Origin of the sequence: Sinomonas terrae, assembly GCF_022539255.1 — a bacterium.
Lineage (GTDB): Bacteria > Actinomycetota > Actinomycetes > Actinomycetales > Micrococcaceae > Sinomonas > Sinomonas terrae.
Genome location: NZ_JAKZBV010000001.1, coordinates 3,996,891 through 4,017,671, shown reverse-complemented (window position 1 = coordinate 4,017,671; position 20,781 = coordinate 3,996,891). Strand labels below are relative to the sequence as shown.

General features: G+C 68.7%; 19 protein-coding genes and 2 riboswitches. Of the genes, 10 read left to right on the top strand and 9 right to left on the bottom strand.

All coding sequences use genetic code 11. The features are described from left to right. A complete protein-coding gene (locus L0M17_RS18565; RefSeq protein ID WP_241055865.1) occupies positions 1–1,119 on the top strand; it encodes an endo-1,4-beta-xylanase in 1,119 nt (372 codons plus the stop codon). Positions 1,120–1,138: 19 nt separating this feature from the next. Continuing rightward, positions 1,139–2,461: a glycoside hydrolase family 6 protein gene (locus tag L0M17_RS18560; protein WP_241055864.1), complete on the top strand. Its 1,323-nt coding sequence runs from the start codon at positions 1,139–1,141 to the stop codon at positions 2,459–2,461. An 85-nt stretch (positions 2,462–2,546) separates the two neighbouring features. Here L0M17_RS18560 and L0M17_RS18555 read toward each other — a convergent pair whose 3' ends face one another. Genes L0M17_RS18555 through sfnG form a run of 3 tightly spaced genes read right to left on the bottom strand, consistent with a single transcriptional unit; the run spans position 2,547 to position 5,646 of the window. Beyond that, positions 2,547–3,047, bottom strand: coding sequence for a CoA-binding protein (locus L0M17_RS18555; RefSeq protein WP_241055863.1), 501 nt, complete (start codon positions 3,045–3,047; stop codon positions 2,547–2,549). Continuing rightward, positions 3,044–4,435 carry an O-acetylhomoserine aminocarboxypropyltransferase/cysteine synthase family protein gene (locus tag L0M17_RS18550; protein ID WP_241055862.1) on the bottom strand — a complete coding sequence of 464 codons (1,392 nt, stop codon included), beginning with the start codon at positions 4,433–4,435 and terminating at the stop codon, positions 3,044–3,046. The genes L0M17_RS18555 and L0M17_RS18550 overlap by 4 nt, the downstream gene beginning before the upstream one ends. Further along, positions 4,435–5,646, bottom strand: coding sequence for a dimethylsulfone monooxygenase SfnG (gene sfnG, locus L0M17_RS18545; protein WP_241055861.1), 1,212 nt, complete (start codon positions 5,644–5,646; stop codon positions 4,435–4,437). The genes L0M17_RS18550 and sfnG overlap by 1 nt, the downstream gene beginning before the upstream one ends. A 42-nt stretch (positions 5,647–5,688) precedes the next feature. Beyond that, a riboswitch (SAM riboswitch) is annotated at positions 5,689–5,799 on the bottom strand. A gap of 1,711 nt (positions 5,800–7,510) precedes the next feature. Between sfnG and L0M17_RS18540 the strand changes: the two genes are divergently transcribed. Further along, positions 7,511–7,966 carry a MarR family winged helix-turn-helix transcriptional regulator gene (locus tag L0M17_RS18540; RefSeq protein ID WP_241055860.1) on the top strand — a complete coding sequence of 152 codons (456 nt, stop codon included), beginning with the start codon at positions 7,511–7,513 and terminating at the stop codon, positions 7,964–7,966. Next, complete coding sequence (locus tag L0M17_RS18535; RefSeq protein WP_241055859.1) at positions 7,963–9,612, top strand: chloride channel protein; 1,650 nt, start codon at positions 7,963–7,965, stop codon at positions 9,610–9,612. The genes L0M17_RS18540 and L0M17_RS18535 overlap by 4 nt, the downstream gene beginning before the upstream one ends. A 225-nt stretch (positions 9,613–9,837) precedes the next feature. On the opposite strand, the gene acs is transcribed toward L0M17_RS18535, so the two are convergent. Beyond that, on the bottom strand, positions 9,838–11,802 hold the full coding sequence (gene acs / locus L0M17_RS18530) for an acetate--CoA ligase (protein ID WP_308196902.1): 1,965 nt from the start codon (positions 11,800–11,802) through the stop codon (positions 9,838–9,840). Positions 11,803–11,947: 145 nt separating this feature from the next. Beyond that, a riboswitch (SAM riboswitch) is annotated at positions 11,948–12,059 on the top strand. A gap of 38 nt (positions 12,060–12,097) precedes the next feature. Here acs and L0M17_RS18525 point away from each other — a divergent pair. The 3 genes from L0M17_RS18525 (at position 12,098) to L0M17_RS18515 (ending at position 13,995) form a co-directional block, all read left to right on the top strand. Beyond that, complete coding sequence (locus L0M17_RS18525) at positions 12,098–12,583, top strand: flavin reductase family protein (RefSeq protein WP_241055857.1); 486 nt, start codon at positions 12,098–12,100, stop codon at positions 12,581–12,583. Positions 12,584–12,671: 88 nt separating this feature from the next. Beyond that, positions 12,672–13,586, top strand: coding sequence for an oxygenase MpaB family protein (locus L0M17_RS18520; RefSeq protein ID WP_308196901.1), 915 nt, complete (start codon positions 12,672–12,674; stop codon positions 13,584–13,586). Positions 13,587–13,701: 115 nt separating this feature from the next. After that, positions 13,702–13,995: a DUF503 domain-containing protein gene (locus tag L0M17_RS18515; RefSeq protein ID WP_241055856.1), complete on the top strand. Its 294-nt coding sequence runs from the start codon at positions 13,702–13,704 to the stop codon at positions 13,993–13,995. Positions 13,996–14,222: 227 nt separating this feature from the next. On the opposite strand, the gene purL is transcribed toward L0M17_RS18515, so the two are convergent. From purL to purS, 3 genes are read right to left on the bottom strand one after another with little or no spacing between them, the layout of a single operon-like run. Next, on the bottom strand, positions 14,223–16,538 hold the full coding sequence (purL, locus tag L0M17_RS18510) for a phosphoribosylformylglycinamidine synthase subunit PurL (protein WP_241055855.1): 2,316 nt from the start codon (positions 16,536–16,538) through the stop codon (positions 14,223–14,225). Then, the gene (purQ, locus tag L0M17_RS18505) at positions 16,535–17,296 is read right to left on the bottom strand and encodes a phosphoribosylformylglycinamidine synthase subunit PurQ (protein WP_241055854.1); all 762 of its coding nucleotides are present in this window, start codon (positions 17,294–17,296) and stop codon (positions 16,535–16,537) included. Before purQ ends, purL begins: the two co-directional genes overlap by 4 nt. Positions 17,297–17,298: 2 nt before the next feature. Next, entirely contained in the window at positions 17,299–17,598 is a 300-nt protein-coding gene (gene purS, locus L0M17_RS18500) for a phosphoribosylformylglycinamidine synthase subunit PurS (RefSeq protein WP_241055853.1), read from the bottom strand. A gap of 88 nt (positions 17,599–17,686) precedes the next feature. Between purS and L0M17_RS18495 the strand changes: the two genes are divergently transcribed. Then, positions 17,687–18,079, top strand: a complete 393-nt coding sequence (locus L0M17_RS18495) for a YchJ family protein (RefSeq protein WP_241055852.1) — start codon at positions 17,687–17,689, stop codon at positions 18,077–18,079. A 150-nt stretch (positions 18,080–18,229) separates the two neighbouring features. Here the strand turns inward: L0M17_RS18495 and L0M17_RS18490 are convergent, their stop codons facing one another. Together L0M17_RS18490 and L0M17_RS18485 are read right to left on the bottom strand one after the other, a co-directional pair. After that, positions 18,230–19,183 (bottom strand): 3-methyladenine DNA glycosylase, encoded by a 954-nt coding sequence (locus L0M17_RS18490; protein WP_372498043.1) that lies wholly within the window; start codon positions 19,181–19,183, stop codon positions 18,230–18,232. Between the two features lie 417 nt (positions 19,184–19,600). Continuing rightward, a complete protein-coding gene (locus L0M17_RS18485) occupies positions 19,601–20,116 on the bottom strand; it encodes a MarR family winged helix-turn-helix transcriptional regulator (protein ID WP_372498042.1) in 516 nt (171 codons plus the stop codon). A gap of 86 nt (positions 20,117–20,202) precedes the next feature. Here L0M17_RS18485 and L0M17_RS18480 point away from each other — a divergent pair, with 86 nt between their 5' ends. Continuing rightward, positions 20,203–20,427, top strand: coding sequence for a hypothetical protein (locus L0M17_RS18480; protein ID WP_241055851.1), 225 nt, complete (start codon positions 20,203–20,205; stop codon positions 20,425–20,427). Between the two features lie 75 nt (positions 20,428–20,502). Then, positions 20,503–20,751: a hypothetical protein gene (locus L0M17_RS18475; protein ID WP_372498041.1), complete on the top strand. Its 249-nt coding sequence runs from the start codon at positions 20,503–20,505 to the stop codon at positions 20,749–20,751. Positions 20,752–20,781: the final 30 nt, after the last annotated feature.

Sequence of the window (20,781 nt, the reverse complement as noted above, 5' to 3'; positions counted from 1 at the left end):
TTGGCTATTCGACGCTCGCTTCTCATCGGCGCACTGGGCCTGTCCGCCGCGCTCGCCACTCCCGCCGCCGCCATGGCAGCCTCCGGCCCCTCCGACGTCGCCGGTGCCTCGCAGCCGGGAGACTCGCTGCGGGCCCTCGGCGCCAACATCGGCCTGCGCATCGGTACTGCGGTCAACACCGACCAGCTCGGAAGCAACCCGGCCTACACGAGCATCACCGACAGTCAGTTCTCCACGGTGACGCCGGAGAACGTCATGAAATGGCAACTCGTCGAACCCACGCAGGGCACTTACGACTGGAGCGCAGCCGACCGGCTCGTGGCCTCCGCCGAGGCCAACCACCAGCTGGTTCGCGGGCACACGCTCGTCTGGTACAACCAGCTTCCCGACTGGCTCACGGCCGCGGCTCCGAGCATGAGCCCGGATCAGCTGAGAAGCATCCTCCACAAGCACATCACCGATGAAGTGACCCATTTCAAGGGAAAGATTTGGCAATGGGACGTGGTCAACGAAGCATTCAACGACGACGGAACGCTGCGCAATACAATCTGGCTCCAGAAGCTTGGCCCCGGCTACATTGCTGACGCCTTCCGGTGGGCCCACGAAGCGGACCCGCAGGCCAAACTCTTCTACAACGACTACAACATCGAATTCACGGGCGCAAAGAGCAACGCCGTCTACGCGTTCGTCAAGAACCTTCAGGCGCAGGGCGTCCCGATCGACGGGGTCGGCTTCCAGACCCACCTGGACACGCAGTACCCGCTCCCCGATCTGAAGAACAACCTCCAGCGCTTCGCGGACCTCGGCCTCGACGTGGCGGAGACCGAGGTCGACGTTCGCACCACGCTCCCCGTCACCGCAACGGAGCAGTCGGCGCAAGTGGCCGGATACTCCCAGACTCTGCAGGCGTGCATAGCGGTGAGGGCCTGCATCTCCTACACCGTCTGGGGCTTCAGTGACGCGTACTCGTGGGTTCCCGGGGTCTTCCAAGGAGAGGGCGCTGCGGACATCTACGACGAGAACCTCCAGCCCAAGCCCGAGTACTACGCCCTCCAGCAAGACCTCGCCCTAGCCACGGGCGCACCGCATAGGACTGGCCGGGGCGCCGGTCAAGACTGACAATCGCCGAGACAGGAGCATGATGATCAACAGGTTGGTCCGCCATGGAGCCGCAGTGGTCGGCGCGGCCGCGGCCTTGGCCGTTCCCTTGCTCGTCGCGCCGCCCGCGCTGGCCAGCGTGAGCGGGGCGCTGCCCGCAGGGACCCAGTTCTATACCCCGCCCATCCCCGACGGCGCGCAGTCACAGATCGCCCAGCTCACGAGCAGCGGCGACAAGGCGGATGCAGCGCTGATCAGCGACGAGGTGAACACGCCTCAGGCCGTATGGTTCACAGGCGGGACCCCGACCCAGGTGCAGCAGCAGGTCCGCCAGGTGGCCCAGCAGGCGGCGGGCAAGAAGACCGTGCCCACGCTCGTGGCCTACAATGTCCCGGGCCGTGACTGCTCGCAGTACTCGGCCGGAGGCGCCGGCAGCGATGCGGCGTATCATGCCTGGGCCGACGGCTTCGCGGCCGGATTGACGAAGGACCAGAAGGTGATCGTCGTCGTCGAGCCTGACGGCCTCGCCAACCTGCCCGCGGACTGTCCCTCGGCGTACGCGAACCCCGGAAGCTACCCGAACCCAGCACCGGGAACGGCCACCGCCGGCCGCATCGCCGACATCAAGTACGCGGCACAGGCGGTGGCAGCCGCCGATCCGTCCGCGCTCGTCTACCTCGATGCCGGACACAGCGCATGGCACAGCGTGGGTGACATCACCAGGCGCCTCGAGGACGCCGGCGTCGGCGCTATCCAGGGCTTCTCCCTGAACACCTCGAACTACCAGTGGACCCCGAACCTCTCTCAGTACGGCACGTGGATCTCCGACTGCATCGCCTACACGACGAAGGTTGCTTCCGGCGACTTCGGCAGCTGCGGTGACCAGTATTGGAGCGGCGGGCCAGCGAACCAATGGCAGGGCACGGCCCTGAGCGCGGCGAAGCAGTGGAGCGACACGGCAGCCGACGCCGACGCGAACACTTCGGGCATCAACAGCCGCTACGCCCAAGAGCTCGCTGGCACTGTGCCCACGGCCCACTTCGTGGTTGACACGAGCCGGAACGGGCAAGGCCCTTGGACCCCGCCTGCAGGAAAGTACGCGGGGGACCCCCAGACCTGGTGCAATCCGCCGGGCGCGGGCCTCGGCGCTCGCCCCGCCGCGTCTCCGGAACCATCCGCGTTCCCGCTGCTGGATGCGTACCTCTGGGTGAAGACGCCGGGACAGTCGGACGGCCAGTGCAACCGCAGTGTCCCGGGAAGCACGACCGACCCGGAGTGGGGTGGTATCACCGATCCCGCGGCGGGAGCCTGGTTCCCGCAGCAGGCCCTCGAGCTGGCGCGCAAGGCCGTGCCCGCGCTGTAGCCGCCCGCGGCTTCCGGCAGCACCTTCCCAGCGGCGGTGCCGCGCCCTTCCCGGGTGCGGCGCCGCCGTCGTGCGCGGCGAAAGGCTAGGCGAGGACCTGACGTTTGCTCGAGATGACGCCTGTGTTGAAGCCCGCGAGGTGCAGCCCGCCGTGGAAGCGCGCGTGCTCGATCTTGACGCAGCGGTCCATGACCACGTTCATCCCCGCGGCCTCGGCGTCCGCCGCGACCCCTTCGTGCCACGAGCCGAGCTGGAGCCAGATCGTCTTCGCGCCCACAGACTTGGCCTCCTCGAGGACGCCGGGGAGGTCGTCGTGCTTGCGGAACACCTCGACGAGGTCCGGGGTCTCCGGGAGCTCGGCGAGCGAGGGGTAGACGGGCTGGCCGAGGATCGTCTTCACTACCGGGTTCACGAAGTACACGCGGTACTTGGTCGAGGAGAGCAGGTACGTCGCGACGAAGTAGCTCGCCCGGCTCGGCTTGTCCGAGGCCCCGACGATCGCTATGACCTTCGTCTCCCGCAGGATCCTCAGGCGCTCCGGCGCTGTGGGCCCCACCCAGGTGCGTTGGCTGACGGCGGTGCTCATTTCGCTGCTCCCTTCGAAGAGGCGACGGCGCGGCCTTGGACGCTGGGCAGGGAGCAGGCCTCGCCGTCGTACGTCGGGGCGGCGAACTCTTCTTCCAAGCCGGCGATCTGCGAAGCCTCCAGGGCCTGGTCGAGGTCCCAGATGATGTCCTCGACGTCCTCGAGCCCCACCGAGAGCCGGATCAGGTCCTCCGGCACGCCCGCCGCGGCGAGCTGCTCTGAGGAGAGCTGCTGGTGCGTCGTCGAACCGGGGTGAAGGACGAGCGTCCGCGCGTCGCCGATGTTCGCGAGGTGGCTCGCGATCTGGAGCGCCTCGATGAACTTGGCACCGGCCGCGCGCCCGCCCTTGACCCCGAAGCTGAACACGGAGCCGACGCCGAGCGGCAGAAGCTCTTTCGCGCGCTCGTGCTGCGGGTGCGACGGCAGGCCCGCGAAGTTCACGTACGTGACGCGAGGATCCGCGGCGAGCCATTCCGCGACGCGCTGCGCGTTCGCGAGGTGCGCGTCCATGCGCTGAGGGAGCGTCTCGACGCCCTGCAGGAGCTGGAACGCCGACTGTGCGGGGAGCGAGGGCCCGATGTCGCGGAGCTGCTCGGAGCGGAGCTTCGTGAGGAAGCCGTACTCGCCGAAGTTGCCCCACCATGAGACGTTGCCGTAGCTCGGCACGGGCTCGGTCATCGAGGGGAACTTCCCGTTGCCCCAGTTGAACGTCCCGCTCTCGACGACGACGCCGCCCAGAGTGGTGCCGTGGCCGCCGAGGAACTTGGTCGCGGAGTGGATCACGATGTCCGCGCCGTGTTCGATCGGCCGGAGGAGGTACGGGGGAGTGAGCGTCGAGTCGACCACGAGGGGGATGCCGTGCTCGTGGGCGACGGCGGCGAGCCCGGGAAGGTCCGCGATGTCGCCTGACGGGTTCGCGACGATCTCCGTGTAGATCGCCTTCGTGTTCTCGCGTAGCGCGGCCTTGAAGTCCGCGGCCTCCGTGCTGTCCACGAACGTTGTGTCGACGCCGAAGCGCCGGAGGGTCACGTCGAGCTGCGTGATCGTGCCGCCGTAGAGCTTCGACGACGCCACGATGTGGTCGCCCGCCTGGGCGAGCGCGGCGAACGTGATGAACTCGGCGGCCATGCCCGACGACGTCGCGACCGCGCCGATGCCGCCCTCGAGGGACGCGACGCGCTCCTCGAAGGCAGCGACGGTGGGGTTGCCGATGCGCGAGTAGATGTTGCCGTACTTCTGCAGCGCGAAGAGGTTCGCGGCGTCGTCGGTGTCCTTGAAGACGAACGACGTCGACTGGTAGATCGGGACCGCCCGCGCCCCGTGCTCCGCGTCCGGCGTTCCGCCGGCGTGCAGGGCCCGGGTGCGGAAGCCGAATTGACGCTCGGCCATCAGGCGCCTGCTCCGGCGAGGTTCGAACCGGTGAGCTCCCGCACGGCGTCGAAGTTCGTCACGGGGAGGAGCTCGGTGTTGAGCTCCGTGCCGTTCTTGCGGGCGAGGTCCGCCTCGAGCTCGCGCACGATCGGGAGCACGTCCCGGCCGAACGCCTCGACCTCCTCCTGGAAGTGCAGGTAGCACGTGAGGAGCAGGTTCACACCGATCTTCTTGTACTCGACGATCCTCTCGGCGATCTGCTCGGGCGTGCCGATGAGCTTCGTGCGGAAGCCGTCGTTGTACTGGACGAGGTCCTCGAACGTCGAGTCCTCCCACATGCCCTTGCCGTCCTTCGTGGACTGGCCGGCCTCCTTGACGGCGGCGGCGAAGCCCTCGACCGCGGGGCGGTGCGCCTTCGCGACGATCTCGCGGAGGGTCTCGTGGGCTTCCTTCTCCGTGTCGCGGGCGATCACGAAGCCGTTGAGGCCGAACCGCGGGGCGGCGGGGGCCCTGCGGCCTTCCTCCGCGGCGGCGAGGACGCCGGCGATGTTGGCCTTGAAGCCCTCGATGTCGCGGCCGTTGGAGAAGTACCAGTCGGCGGTGCGGCCTGCTGCTGCCTGAGCCGCCGTCGAGTTGCCGCCGAAGAAGATCTCCGGGTGCGGGCGACCTTCAACGCTCACCGGCGCAGGGTTCAGCGTGAAGTTGTTGATGTTGTAGTACTTGCCCGACTGCGAGTAGCCCTGCTCGGTCCACAGGCCGCGGAGCACGTTGATGAACTCCTCGGTGCGGACGTAGCGCTCGTCGTGCTCGAGCCATTCGAGGCCGAAGTTCACGAACTCGTCCTTGAGCCAGCCCGAGACGATGTTCACGGCCGCGCGGCCGCCCGAGAGGTGGTCTGCGGTGATGATGAACTTCGCGAGCACGCCGGGGTGCCACATGCCGGGGTGCACGGCCGCGATGACCTTGAGCCGCTCGGTCGCGCCGAGGAGCGCAAGCGAGAACGACGTGGCCTCGTGCTGCTTGTCCGCGCCGTAGCTCGCGGCGTAACGGGTCTGGGTGAGGGCGTACTCGAAGCCCGCGTTCTCGGCGATGCGTGCGAGGGTGCGGTTGTAGTCGAACTCCCAGTTGGTGCGCTGTTCGATCGTGGAGACCACAAGGCCTCCCGAGACGTTGGGCACCCAGTACGCGAACTTGAGGGGGGTCTCGAAATCAATGACGTGGTCGGACACGGCTGCGCTCCTTAACTCGGGCGCGACGCGAGCGGGGGACACTCACCATCGCTTCTGGCGGTAGCACCTTTGGCTCGTCGATTTGGTGACGACGGTTGGCCAGGGTTGCTGCGGCGTCACAGATCCAGATCTCTCAGCCGCTCGGGATGGGTCACTGTGATTCTGCTCGCGGGCGCCGTAACGGTGCAAATTATTTCGTCATAGAGGATGCCGACTTGCATTCGCCGAAGCTTCTTCGGTTGGAGGGGCCTCGCTGGGCGGAGCCCCGCTGGGCGTCGGGGGCCTCGATGGGCGGGCCTGGGGCCGACCGGGCGGCTCCGAGGCCGGGGGGCGCCAACGGGCAGCGGGGAGCACCGACGTCGGGGTCCGCTTGGTCGCCAGGGCCCCGTACGTAATCCCCCGCTCGTCGACGTAATCCGACGCTCGTCGTCCGGCCGGCCTACAGCTCGCGCCGTCACCTCCGCAGGGTGCCCCTGCAAGCTTGCGCCGTCACCTCCGCAGGGTGCGCCTGCAAGCTTGCGCCGTCACCTTCGCAGGGTGCGCCTGCAAGCTTGCGCCGTCACCTTCGCAGGGTGCGCCTCCGCAGGGTTCGGGTGGGCGGGGTCAGATTCCGACCGGCTTCGACGGCGCAATCGAGCCACGGTCGGCGTGTCGGGGGCGGGCTCGCCGAGGAAGGGCTTCAATCCTGGTCGGGAACGGACGGCCTGGGTGCCAAGGGGTGGGGTCGACGGCGGTGAGCGGACGACGATGGGCTGGCGTAGGAGCTTGCGCCGTCACCTTCGCAGGGTGCGCCTCCGCGTTCGGGCTGGCGGGCGCAGATTCCGACCGGCTTCGACGGCGCGATCGAGCCGGGGTCGGCGTGTCGGGGCGGGCGCGCCGAGGAAGGGCTTCAATCCCGGTCGAGAACGAGGGCCGGGGTGCCAAGGGGGTGGGGTCGACGGCGGTGAGCGGACGACGGGCTGGCGTAGGAGCTTGCGCCGTCACCTTCGCAGGGTGCGCCTCCGCGTTCGGGCTGGCGGGCGCAGATTCCGACCGGCTTCGACGGCGCGATCGAGCCGGGGTCGGCGTGTCGGGGGCGGGCGCGCCGAGGAAGGGCTTCAATCCCGGTCGGGAACGAGGGCCGGGGTGCCAAGGGGGTGGGGTCGACGGCGGTGAGCGGACGACGGCGGCTGGCGTGGAAGCTTGCGCCGTCACCTCCGCGGGGTGCGCCTCCGCAGGGTCCGGGTGGGTGGGCGTCAGATTCCGGCCGGCTTCGACGACGCGATCCAGCCACGGTCGGCGCGTCGTGGGCGGGCGCGCCGATGAAGGGCTTCAATCCCGGTCGGGAACGGACGTCCTGGGTGCCAAGGGGATGGGGGCGACGGCCGTGAGCGGAGGACGGCGGTCGGCCCGGACGAGCGGTCGACGGCGGTGCCCGCCCGTCGTCGTCCGCTTGCTTTGGGCGAGGCGTCGGGTGCCGTGCAAGCTTGCGCCGTCACCTCCGCGGGGTTCGCCTCCGCAGGGTTCGGGTGGGCAGGCGTGAGATTCCGACCGGCTTCGACGGCGCGATCGAGCCAGGGTCGGCGTGTCGGGGGCGGGCGCGCCGAGGAAGGGCTTCAACCCCGGTCGGGAACGGACGGCCGGGGTGCCGGGATGGGGGTGACGGTGGCTGGCGTCGGGGCGTCCGGGCGAGCCCGGGTGAGTGTCGGGGCGTCTGGGCGAGCCCGGGTGAGTGGTGCGGCGTCTGGGCGAGCCCGAGCGAGTGGTGCGGCGTCCGGACGAGCCCGGGCGAGTGGACGGGAGGCGGGCGGACTACGGCGGCCGCGCCCCCGCCGTCGTCCCCCCGCCTTTGAACTCAGCCCTTGCACTGTGCAAGACTTGTCGTATGACAAATCCTCTCGACGCCCAAGTCGACGCGCTCCAGCGAGCCACGCGCGATCTGCTCGCAGTCGCCATGCAGAGCGTCGACGAGGTCACTGAACTCTCCCTGCCACAGATGCGAATGCTGTTCGCCCTCCACGATCACGGGACCGTGCCAAGTGGTGCGCTGGCCCACATCCTCGGGGTCTCCGGATCCTCGGTGACCCGCTTGGCGGACCGGCTCAGCACGGGAGGGTACGTGCAGCGCACGCAGTCGGCCGAGAACCGGAGCCTCGTGCTGCTCTCCCTGACGGAAGCCGGGAACGGCGCGGTCGAGGCGGTCCTCCGCCGGCGCGATGAGGAGTTCCGGGAGGCGCTCGCACACCTCGAGCCGGGGCAGCGCGAGCATCTCGCCGCGGGACTCGGCGCGCTCCACGAGCACCTTTCGGCTACCTCGCTGAGCAGGGCGGTGGTCGCATGACGACGCATCGTGGCCACGAGCTGAGCGACTTCTCCGTGGACAAGCGCATGATTCTCGTCGCGGCCCTCGCGCTCCCCGTCGGCGCGTTCGGGGCGCTCGCGGCCTGGGCCCTCCTGCGCCTCATCGGCCTCGCCACCAACCTCTTCTTCTACGGGAGAGTCTCGACGAGCCTCATCGCGGTCGGGGGTGGGCACCCCTGGTGGCAGATGCTCCTGCTGCCCGTCGCGGGCGGGCTCGTGATCGGCCTCATGGCGCGCTTCGGCTCGGAGAAGATCCGAGGTCATGGCATGCCCGAGGCCATCGAATCGATCCTCATCGGCGGCAGCCGGGTCGATCCCAAGGTTGCCGTGCTCAAGCCGATCTCGGCAGCCATCAGCATCGGCTCGGGCGGCCCGTTCGGCGCGGAAGGGCCCATCATCATGACGGGCGGGGCGATCGGCTCGATCCTCGCCCAGCACCTCCACCTCACGGCGGACGAACGCAAGACCCTTCTCGTCGCGGGCGCCGCATCCGGCATGGCCGCAACGTTCAACTCACCGCTCGCGGCCATCCTCCTCGCGGTCGAGCTGCTCCTGTTCGAGTGGCGCCCACGCAGCTTCATCCCGGTTGCCTCCGGCGTCGCGGTCTCGACCGTGGTCCGGAGCGTTATCCTCGGCAGCGCACCGATCTTCCCCGTGGCAACCACTGGCCTCCATCTCACTCCGGGCATCGAGGCGTTGGCCGCCGTCGTCGGCATCAGCGGTGCGATCGTCGCCGCCGGCGCGACCTGGCTCGTGTACCGCGCGGAGGACACGTTCTCCCGCCTCCCAATCCACTGGATGTGGTGGCCCGCGATCGGCGGACTCATCATCGGTGCGGGTGGCCTCATCGAGCCGCGCGCCCTCGGCGTGGGTTACGACGTCATCGACCAACTGCTCACAGGCCAGGCGACGACGGGCCTCATCGTCGGCATCCTCGTCGTCAAGACGCTCATCTGGTCGCTGTCGCTGGGCAGCGGCACCTCGGGCGGCGTCCTCGCGCCGATCTTCATGATCGGCGGAGCGCTCGGCGCCGCCGCCGGGCTCGTGCTCCCGAGCGTCATCCCCGGGTTCTGGGCGCTGCTCGGCCTGACCGCCGTCGTCGGCGGGGTCATGCGGTCGCCGCTCACCGGCGTCGTCTTCACGCTCGAGCTGACCCACGCGTGGGCCGTCGCGCTCCCGCTGCTCATCACGTCCGTTGTCGCGTATGGGGTGTCCGTCCTGCTGCTGCGCCGCTCGGTCCTGACAGAGAAGATCGCCCGCCGCGGGCTCCACCTGACCCGCGATTACACGACCGACCCGCTTGAGACCTTCTTCTGCGAGGACATCATGCGCACGCCCGCAGTGCAGCTCCCGGAGGGCGCGCCGGTGCTCCATCCACGCGACACCGTGCGGCATGCGGCGTACGTCCTTGCGCGGTCCGGGGCAGCTGACGCTGCGGTGATGGACGACGCCGGTGCCTACCTTGGGCTGATCGGCCCCGCCGATCTGCTAGTCGCGCGATTGCACGACCTCACCGAGGCGACGGATCGGGACCGCACCCTGCGGTACCTCACGCGCCGGAGCAGCCCGAGGCTGTCCCCGCGCCCCCACGCCCACGCGGGCAGCTCCTCGCCGACGGCAAGCTGACCACTCGTCGGGAGGGATGTGGCCGCTCGTCGGTCGGGATGTGGCCGCTCGTCGGTGGGGATGTGGCCACTCGTCGGTCGGGAAGTGGCCACTCGTCGGGGGGATGTGGCCGCTCGTCGGGAGGGATCGGCGAGTGGGCACTTCTTACCCCACGAGTGGGCACTTCTTACCCCACGAGCGGCCAGATCCTGTCCCACGAGTGGCCAGATCCTGACCCACGAGTGGTCAGCGCGCCGCGAGGACCTTCTCGATCTCGGCGATGCACGGCTCGTTCTGCAGGCTCGTCGTGTCGCCGAGCGCGCTGCCCTCGAAGAGCTGCGTGAGCAGCCGGCGCATGATCTTCCCGGAGCGCGTCTTGGGGACGTCGGGAACGACGACGACGTCGCGCGGCTTCGCGATCGGCCCGATCTCCTTCGCGACGTGGGCGCGCAATGCATCCGCGACGGAGCCGTTCTCGCTCGTGGCGGCGTCGGCCGTGAGCACGACGAAGGCCGCGATGGCGTGCCCGGTCGTAGCGTCCGCGACAGGGCACACGCCCGCTTCGACGACGGCTGGATGCGAGACGAGCGCCGATTCGATCTCGATGGTCGACATGCGGTGGCCCGAGACGTTGAGCACGTCATCGGTGCGCCCGAGGATCCAGGTGTCGCCGTCGTCGTCGAACTTCGCCCCGTCGCCTGCGAGGAACCAGCCCTGCGCCGCGTACTTGCGCCAGTACGAGTCGAGGCAGCGGCGCGGGTTCCCCCAGACCGTCCGCGCCATCGCGGGTCCGCTCTCGGTGACCACGATGTTGCCCTGGACTCCGGGCGGGACGCGGGCGCCGTCGTCGTCCACGATGTCCGTAGCGAGCCCCGGCAGCGCCCTTGTAGCACACCCGGGCTTGAACGTCGCGTCGGTGGGCCGAGGTGATAGCACGGTTGCGCCAGTCTCGGACTGCCACCACGTGTCGACCATGGGGACGCCGCCGGCAACGTCCCCGCCGGAGTCGCGCCCCAGGTTCGAGCGAAGCCACCGCCACGCCTCCGGGTTCACGGCCTCGCCCACGGTGCCGAGCACCCGAATGGAGGAGAAGTCGTACTCGGCGGGCACGCCGTCCGGGAACCAGCCCATGAGCGAGCGCACCAAGGTCGGCGCCGTGTAGTAGCTCGTAACGCCGTACCGCTGGATGATCTCGAAATGCCGCCCCGGATGCGGAGTGTTGGGCGTGCCCTCGAAGATGACCTGCGTGAAACCGTTCGAGAGCGGGCCGTAGATCTCGTAGGTGTGGGCCGTGACCCAGGCGAGGTCGGCGGTGCACCAGTGGACGTCGGCGGCGCGGAGGGCCGGGTCGGGATTGGAGAACAGGAACTCGTGGCTCCACGACGCCTGCGTAAGGTAGCCGCCGGTCGTGTGGACGAGGCCCTTCGGCTTCCCCGTCGTCCCGGAGGTGTACATGATGAAGAGCGGGGTTTCGGCATCGAACGCCTCGGCCTCGTGCTCCGACGGCTGGGCGTCCACGAGCTCGTGCCACCACACGTCCCGCCCCGGCGTCCATGCGATGTCCGAGCCCGTGCGGCGGATCACGAGGACGTGCTCGATCGCGTTGTCCCTTGCCGCGGCACCCCCGCGGACGGCCGCGTCCGCATTGTCCTTGACGGGCACCGCTTGGCCGCGTCGGAATTGGCCGTCGGTGGTGACGAGCAGCTTCGCCCCCGTGTCCTCGACCCGGAACCGCAGCGCCTCCGCGGAAAAGCCGCCGAACACGAGCGAATGCACCGCGCCGATGCGCGCACAGGCGAGCGTGATCACCACCGTCTCGACGAGCACCGGGAGATAGACCACGACGCGATCCCCCTTCCGCACGCCCAGCGCTTCGAGCGCGTTGGCGGCCTGAGCCACGCGCCGCTCGAGGTCCGCATACGTCACGGTGAGCCGGTCGCCCCGCTCGCCCTCGAAGCACAGCGCGACCTTCTCGCCGCGGCCCGCCGCGACGTGCCGGTCCACGCAGTTCACGGCGGCGTTGAGCTTGCCGCCGTCGAACCACCGGATCTCGGGGGGAGTGCTCGCCCGGAGGTCGGCGGGAGTCCATGAATGCGCGGTGTGCCACGGCTCGGCCCACTCGAGTCGACGCGCGGCGTCCTCCCAGAAGGCGATGCGATCAGGGGTGGCAGCGGTCATGAGGGAACTCCTTGAAGGGTGGGATGCCTCCACTAAACGCCCGCCGCAGTCCAGCCGCCAAAGCCTCGCACGCAACAGAACGTCACGCAAAGTCACGGCTGGACGACCACTAAGTTGTGTGTCCGTGTTACGGACGCGCTTTACTGCCCAAAGAAGCGTTCCGTAGGCTGAATAACAGGATCAAGAGTCCCGGCGGAAAGCTCTGGCTGGCCGGGCGGCAACCCTCTCCCGTAGTGGGGTGCCCCAGATGAGGATCCGGTCGCGGCGAACGTCCGCGGCAAGTACGGCGCCCGGAAGCGGGTGTCCGGCCGATTGCTGGAGGAACGCCATGACCATCACATCCGTGGGCCAGGCCGTCACCGGGGCGGAACTTCGCCGCGCCATGGGGCATTGGGCCACGGGCATCTCGGTCATCACGACCCAGAGCGAAGGCACCTTGGCAGGCCTCGTGAGCAACTCGTTCACGTCGGTCAGCCTCGAGCCCGCCCTCGTCTCATGGGCCGTGGACAAGCGTTCGTCGTCATTCGATGTGTGGAACACGACCGACAACTTCGCCGTGCACATCCTGTCCGAGTCGGACCGCGAGCTCGTGCAGCGATTCGTGGCGAAGGGGACGGAGAAGTTTGCGGGACTGGCCTGGGAGCCGGGCGTGCTGGGCTCGCCCATCGTGGCCGCTGAGGTCCCGCGCATCGAGTGTCGGCTCTGGCAGCGGGTGGACGCGGGGGACCACGTGATCCTGATCGGCGAGGCAGTGAGCGTCTCGGATCCGGAGAGCTTCCGTCCCCTGACCAATCACGTCTACTGGGGCAAATAGCCCCACCGCCCGCAGCCGGGACGAGGGCGCCCTCGTCCCGGCGCGGAACGGCGTTGCCCGCGTGAGCTGCGTGCGCGACGCTTGATAGGTGAGCATTGATGTTCTTTCGCCGCTTCGCCGCCGTCTGAGCTTCACTTTCTCCGGCCAGTCGGAGGGCATCCCGGCGTGGGAGCTCGCGCTTGAGGACGGCGAGGACGCGGGCTACTTCGCGCCCGACTCCGTCACTTGGCGAGTGCACGGCGGCATGACCCCCATAATCGGCGGGATCCGCGCGCTCCTCACCCAGGCCCTGCATCCCGGGGTGCTCGCCGGCGTCGTCGACCATTCGTACTATCAGGACGAGCCGCTCGCGCGGATCGCGCACACCATCCGGTGGGTCTTCACGGTCACCTATGGCGACACGGCCGCGGCGCGCCGCGCCTGTGAGCACGTGCGGCGCCGGCACGAGCCGGTCGTGGGCCGGTACGTCGACGGCCGTGGGACGGAGCGGGACTACTCAGCGAACGATCCCGAGCTCCTCGCCTGGGTGCATCTTGCGTTCACGGACGCGTTCCTCGGAGCGTACGAATACGTCCATGGACCCCTGCCTGCCGGTTTGGCGGATCAGTACGTCCGCGAGTGGGCCGTGGCCGGCGAACTCATGGGAGTCGCGGAGCCGCCGCGGTCCGCGGCCGCCCTGCGTGAACAGTTAGCAGCGTACGACGACGGCGTGCGCCTCACCCACAGCGCGCACCTTGACGAGGTGGTCGGCTTTCTCCGGAACCTGCCGCTTGACCCGCTGCTCGTGGCCGGGTACCGCAGGCTTTTCGCCGCCGCCGTCGACTCTATGCCGGACCGCTCCCTCGAGCTGCTCGGCATGGACCGCTCGTCGCTGCGCCGGAGCCTGCTCCCGCCTCGGCAGGCCGCGCAGGTGACGCTCGGCGTCGTCGGCCTCGCGCTCGGCACCACCGGACCGAGCGAGGCCGCGGCCCGACGCCGTCTGGCCCGCCTCGGCGTCCTCTAACCCCTAGCTGTTTCGGGTACGCCAACTCACCGCCCTGGTTGTTTCGGGTACGCCAACTCACCGCCCTAGCTGTTTCGGGTACGCCAACTCCGCCCCGCAAGGGAAGAATGGCCGCATGTGGATCGCGTGGATCGAGTTCGACATCCTCCTCGGCGACGTGCACTCGCTCAAGGAGAAACGCGCCGTCGTCCGCCCCATCGTCGGCGAGCTCAGGCGGCGGTTCGAGGTCTCGGCCGCCGAGGTGGGCAGTCAGGATCTCCACAGACGGGCCTCGATCGGCGCCGCCCTGGTGTCGGCGGATCGCGCGCACGCTGTCGAGGTGCTCGACGCCGTCGAACGCTTCGTGGCAGGGCGCCCGGAGGTCGACCTCCTGAGCGCCCGCCGGAGGGAACTCCACAGCGAGGACTAAGGCCTCACCACAGGACCCCGTAGCCGAAGAAGAGCAGCACGAACTGGACGCAGCCAAGGACGAATCCGGCGATCGCCCGCCGGTTTGGGCTCCCGAGGGCAAGGCCGAGGATCCCGAGCACCATCGCCGCCGTCGCTCCTACGAGAAAGCCCCGCCTTTCGGACCGCGCCCGCCGCTACAGCGGGGGGAGAAGTCCAGAAGGCGGGGCATTTCAGCCTCGCATGGGTCTAGCCGAAGTACTTCGGCAGCGTTCCCTCGTGGGCCTCGCGGAGCTCAGCGATCGGCAGGTCGAAGAGGCCCTGCACCTCAAGGGAGGTCGCGAGGACGTCGACGACGCCGAGGCGCACCACCGGGAACTGGCGGGCGGCGGCCATGTCGTTGAAGCGCACCTCCTCCGAGCGGGGGACGGCGACGACGGCGCGCGCCTGCGACTCCGAGAACAGCGCGGTGAAGGCATCGATCCCGTCGCGCTCGCAGAGGTCATCGAGCGCCACGCGGGCGCCGACGCCGAAGCGCAGCACCATCTCGGACAGGGCTGCGGCGAGGCCTCCCTCGGAGAGATCGTGCGCGGAGTCGACCATGCCGTCGCGCGAGGCGTTGATGAGGATCGCCCCGAGCGTCTTCTCCGCTTCAAGATCGAGCTTCGGCGGGAGTCCGCCGAGGTGCCCGCGCAGGTTCGCGAACTCGGAGCCGTCGAGCTCGTCGCGCGTCGTCCCGAGGAGGTAGATCGCCTGACCGTCCGCGTTCTGCTGCCAGCCCGACGGCGTGCGGCGGGCGACGTCGTCGAACTTGCCCAGGACGCCGACCACCGGGGTGGGGTGGATCGCCGTCGTGCCCGTCTGGTTGTAGAGCGAGACGTTGCCGCCGGTGACAGGAATGCCGAGGGTTTGGCAGGCGTCGGCGAGGCCGCGCACAGCCTCGGCGAACTGCCACATGACCTCGGGGTCCTCGGGCGAGCCGAAGTTGAGGCAGTCGGTGACGGCCATGGGGACGGCGCCGGAGGTCGCGACGTTCCGGTACGACTCCGCAAGCGCGAGCTGCGCGCCGGTGTACGGATCGAGGTAGGCGTAGCGGCCGTTGGCGTCGGTCGAGATGGCGACGCCGAGCCCGGACTCCTCGTCGACGCGGATCACGCCGGCGTCGTCGGGGGAGGCGAGCGTCGTGTTGCCGCCCACGTAGCTGTCGTACTGCTTCGTGACCCAGGACTTGTCGCACATGTTCGGCGACGCCATGAGCTCGAGGATCGCGGCCTTGAGGTCATCACCGGAGGCGGGAAGCGACTTCGCGGCCTCCGACGCCCGGAACCCGTCCTTCTGGACGCCGTCGAGCCATTCTGGCCGATTGAACGGCCGGTTGTAGACCGGACCCTCGTGCGCAACGGTGCGGGGATCGACGTCGACAATCGTCTCGCCGTCCCACGTGATGACGAGACGGCCCGAGTCGGTGACCTCGCCGAGCCACGAGAACTCGACGTTCCACTTCTCCATGACCTTTTCGAACTCGGCCACGTTCTCCGGCGTCACGACCGCCATCATGCGTTCCTGCGACTCCGACATGAGGATCTCGCCCGGGGTCAGGGTGGGGTCGCGAAGGAGGACGTTCGTCAGCTCCACGCGCATGCCGCCGTCGCCGTTCGAGGCGAGCTCCGACGTCGCACATGAAATGCCGGCCGCGCCGAGGTCCTGGATGCCCTCGACGAGCGAGTGCTTGAAGAGCTCGAGGCAGCACTCGATGAGCACCTTCTCGGCGAACGGGTCGCCGACCTGGACGGCGGGGCGCTTCGACGGCTTCGTGTCGTCGAAGGATTCGGACGCCAGGACCGAGGCGCCGCCAATACCGTCGCCACCCGTGCGGGCGCCGAACAGCACGACGCGGTTACCCACGCCCGAGGCGTTCGCGAGGCGCAGGTCCTCGTGACGGAGGACGCCGACGGCGAGCGCGTTCACGAGCGGGTTCGCCTGGTACACCGAGTCGAAAACGACCTCGCCGCCAATGTTCGGCAGGCCGAGCGAGTTGCCGTAGCCGCCGATGCCCGAGACGATGCCGTGCACGAGGCGCGGCGTGTCCGGGTGATCGATCGCACCGAAACGCAGCGGGTCCATGACCGCCACGGGGCGCGCGCCCATCGAGATGATGTCGCGGACAATGCCGCCGATGCCCGTGGCCGCACCCTGGTATGGCTCGACGAACGACGGGTGGTTGTGGGACTCGACCTTGAACGTCACGGCCCAGCCGTCACCGAGGTTGGTCACACCGGCGTTCTCGCCGATGCCGACCATCATGTCCTTCTTCATCTCGTCGGTGAGCTTCTCGCCGAACTGGCGGAGGTGCACCTTCGAGGACTTGTAGGAGCAGTGCTCGCTCCACATGACCGAGTACATCGCGAGCTCGGCGGCGGTGGGGCGGCGGCCGAGGAGCTTGACGATCTCCTCGAACTCGTTCTGCTTGAGGCCGAGCTCGGCCCACGGCAGCTCGACGTTCGGCGTCTGGGCCGCGTGCTCGACCGTGTCGATGTTGAACTTGGGCGTGGTCTGCGTGCTCATTTTGCTTCCACCAGCTGGCTCAGGACGGACGCGAAGAAGCCGAGTCCGTCGGTGCTGTAGTGTCCGTCGGCGCCGAGGGGGGCGAAGCCGGGCTCGACGGCGTGCTCGGGGTGCGGCATGAGCCCGACGACGTTCCCCGCCGCGTTCGTGATGCCCGCGATCCCGCGGCGCGAGCCGTTCGGGTTCCAGCCGACGTAGCGGAACGCGACGCGGCCCTCGCCCTCGAGCTCGTCGAGCGTCTTCTCGTCCGCGACGTACTGGCCGTCCTGGTTCTTGAGGACCACGGTGATCTCCTGGCCCTCCTCGAACTGGTTGGTCCACGCCGTCCGGTTGTTCTCAACGCGCAGCGTCTGGTCACGGCAGATGAACTTGAGGTGATCGTTCTTGACCATCGATCCGGGCAGCAGGTGCGCCTCAGTGAGGATCTGGAAGCCGTTGCAGATTCCGAGGACGGGGAGCTTCGCGTCGGAGTTTGCAGCATCGACGATCTTGGCCATGAGCGGCGCGAACCGGGCGATGGCCCCCGCGCGCAGGTAGTCGCCGTAGCTGAACCCGCCGGGGAGGACGACGGCGTCGACGTCGCCCAATTCAGAGTCCGCGTGCCACAGCGCAACCGGCGTTCCGCCGGCGAGCTTCACCGCGCGAGCCGCATCGCGATCGTCGAGGGTTCCTGGGAAGGTGACGACGCCGATGCGGGCACCGGAGAGGGGCGCGCTGGGGGTTTCGCCCAGATCACCGATCAGAGGAGTCTCGCTCATGCTCACTCCGCCTCGGTCGGGGCGGCAACGTCCTCAGCGGCTGCGGCCGCGGTCTCGTCCAGGACCTCGACGTTCACCACGTCCTCGATCACCGGGTTGGACAGCATGGTCGCAGCGGCTTCGCGCGCCTGCTCGAGGATCTGGTCCGTGACCGGGCCCTCGACGGTAAGCTCGAAGCGCTTGCCCTGCCGCACGCCGCTGAACGCGGTGAACCCGAGCCGCGGGAGCGCCCCGACGATTGCCTTCCCCTGCGGGTCGAGAATCTCGGGTTTCGGCATGACATCGACAACGATCCGGGGCATCAAAGGGCTCCTGTGATTGAGGGGAGTTGCAACCTGATTCTACCGGAGCCCTGGTATGGGGCTGGAATCGCGGCGCTAGTGTAGCCCCATGACCCTCGATCCCGGTGCACGCTGCCCCTGCGGAAGCGGCGACACGTACGGTGATTGCTGCAGCCGGTTCCACCTCGGCGCCGTCGCGCCCACTGCGGAGGCGCTCATGCGCTCGCGCTACAGCGCGTTCGCCACAGGAGGCACCGAGATGCAGGACTACCTCCTCGCTACCTGGCATCCGTCCACCCGCCCGACCGCCCTCGAACTCGACGCCAGCACTCGCTGGCGACGGCTCGACGTCGTCCGCACGGAGGCGGGCGGCCCCTTCGACGAGCGCGGGATCGTCGAGTTCGCCGCTCATTACGCGGACGACGACGGCCGCGGAATCATGCGCGAAACGTCCAGGTTCGTGCGCGAGGGCGGCCGCTGGCTTTACGTCGAAGCCCTCTGACCCCCAAGCCCTCCAACCCACACGACGACTGGCCACTTCCCTCCCGACGAGTGGCCACTTCCCTCCCGACGACTGGCCACTTCCCGTAGATCTGGCCTCTCGTCGGGGAAGATGTGACCACTCGTCGGGGAGGATGTGGTCACTCGTCGGCTAGGGGAGGGCCGCAGTCAAGGGTGCGATCGCCGTCGTCAACCGCTCCCGCAGCGCCGCCGCCTCCGCGGCGAAGGCCCGTTGCTTCTCGACGTACTCGGCCTTGCCAGCGGCCGTCTCGATGCGGATGGGCTCGTAGCCCCATTCGGCAAGGTCGTACGGCGAAGCCTGCATGTCCATCTCCCGCACGCGCCACGCGAGTTCGAAGCAGTCCATGAGCAGTTCGCCCGGAACAGCCGGCCCCAGCTTGTACGCCCACTTGTAGAGGTCCATGTTCGCGTGCAGGCACCCGGGCTGCTCGAGCGCGCGCTGCGTCTCGCGGGTCGGCTGGAGCTCGTTCCGAGGCGCGGCATCGGGGGTGTAGAAGCGGAACGCGTCGAAGTGGGTGCACCGGATGCGGTGGTCCTCAACGACGCGGTCCGTGCCCTCGGCTCCGAGCCGGAGCGGAAGGTACTCGTGGCGGATGCCGAACTTCTCGGAGTGATACACCATGGCCCACTCGTGCAGGCCGAAGCAGCCGAACTGGGCTGGCCGCTCGGCCGTCCCGCGCAGGATCAGGTCGCAGAAGCGCACCGTCTCCTCGCGCTCGCGGAGGTAGCCTTCGGCGTCGAGCACGACCGCGCATCCGCCGCCCGCGACACCTGCCGCCTCCCGCTCTGCGTCCGTGAGCCCGCGATAGTGCTTCCAGCCGAGCCGCTCAGCCGCCGCTTCGCCGCAGAGGACGACGCCGGCGCCCGGGTGCCAGCGGCCGAGTTGGCCGGGCTTGTGCGTGTAGTAAGTGAAGAGGAAGTCCTCGACCGGGTGCTTCTTCCGCGCGTTCCGTCGCGCAACGAACGGCTCGGCGAAGCGGGCCACCCGCTCCGAGTGCGCCTGAGCGCGCGGGAGCCACTCCTCCTGTTGGAGGACACGGCGGGGGAGGACGACGGCGGGCGCGGCCAGGTCGCGGAAAGGCACCGATCCATTATCCCCGGGTTTCGGAGCCGGGGCGAGGGCCGCCCTCCCCGGCTTCTGTGCCACTTTCCCCAACTCCAGCGCCGAGCTCCCCAGCTTTAGCCCCCGGTTCCCCAGCTGTACCACCGAGCTCCCCAGGCTTACTGCCGAGCTCCCCAGCTTTAGCCCCCGGTTCCCCAGCTCTACCACCGAGCTCCCCAGGCTTACTGCCGAGCTCCCCAGCCTTAGGTTCCAAGTCGCGGCGCGGCGAGTGATTCTGCGGCGAGTCGAGCCGCCGTCGTCAATGAACTTGGGGAGGGCGGGCCGGTAGTTGGGGAGGAGGGCGGGGAAGTTGGGGAGGGCGGGCCGGTAGTTGGGGAGGAGGGCCGGGAAGTTGGGGAGGGCGGCCCGGGTAGTTGGGGAAGGACGGCGAAGGGAACTTCAACCGCGCTTGGCCGAATCCCCTTCTCTGCTTGCCTGGGCCGCGGCGATGAGTTTCATCATCGACCCGTGGAGATCCTCGGCTTCCCCGCGAGTGATACGAAGGCGGTTCATCATCGTTCCCGGAACGGCGAGAGCCTTCTCGCGGAGCGCCCTGCCCGCCGGTGTGAGAGCGACGTCGAGGGCCCGCTCGTTGCCGGCCTGACGTGACCGGGTGACCAGCCCGGCCTCCTCGAGGCGCTTGAGGAGGGGGGTCATGGTCGCAGGCTCGAGGAGGAGGGCGTCGCTCACGTCCCGCACAGTGCGCGGACTCCGCTCCCAGAGGGCGAGCATCACGAGGTACTGCGGGTGGGTGAGGCCCATCGGTTCCAGCACTGGCCGGTAGGCAGCCACGACGCTCCGGCTCGCGACGCTCAGCGCGAAGCACAGCTGCCGCTCGAGGAGAAGGTCGTCTTGGGGCGCAAACTCTTCACTGAGCACGGTGGCGTCCGCGTGCTGCTCAATCGATGTGCTCACGGTTCCTCCACTGGGCTCTTGACGATTAGTGCGCTAATAGTCAGGGTACTATGGATAGGCATTGTGCATGGAAGAAGGAAGGGATCATGGCTGACGAAAACTTCGCCCAGCGGTTCATGCGCACCACCGGCAAGCTCCGCTACTTCTTCGGCCCCGCGCACCGCGGCACGACTCAGGGCGATATGACAGCAGCGAACAAGGCCCTCCTCGTCCAGCGCGAGGCCGAGGCCCAGCAATGGGAGACCATCACGCGGCCGGACGGCAGCACCTACGTCGTGTCTAAGGACCCCACAGACCGTTCCCTGCGCTGAGCATTTCCTGCATTCATCCCTGAGACGCAGATCACGGCGAGCGTAGAATGGCCGGCAGCGGAAGGGGGTGAAAACATGCCCGATTCGCAAGAGAAGAAGGCCGAGACGCCGAAAGTGCATGAGCACCACGTCCTCGACAAGTTCATGCACGCGACCGACCAAGCGGTGAAGATCCTGGTTCAGCCACACCGCGGAGACATCAATTCCCCCGTGGTCCACAGGCACGACGAGTTCGAGGAGGCGTCGGAGGAAGACCTCCGCGGTTTCGAAGTCGTCGAAGACTCAGAGGGCCATCACTACGCGGTGCGAAAAGAACATCATTGAGGCCCTGATCATCGAGGCCACAGCAAACGG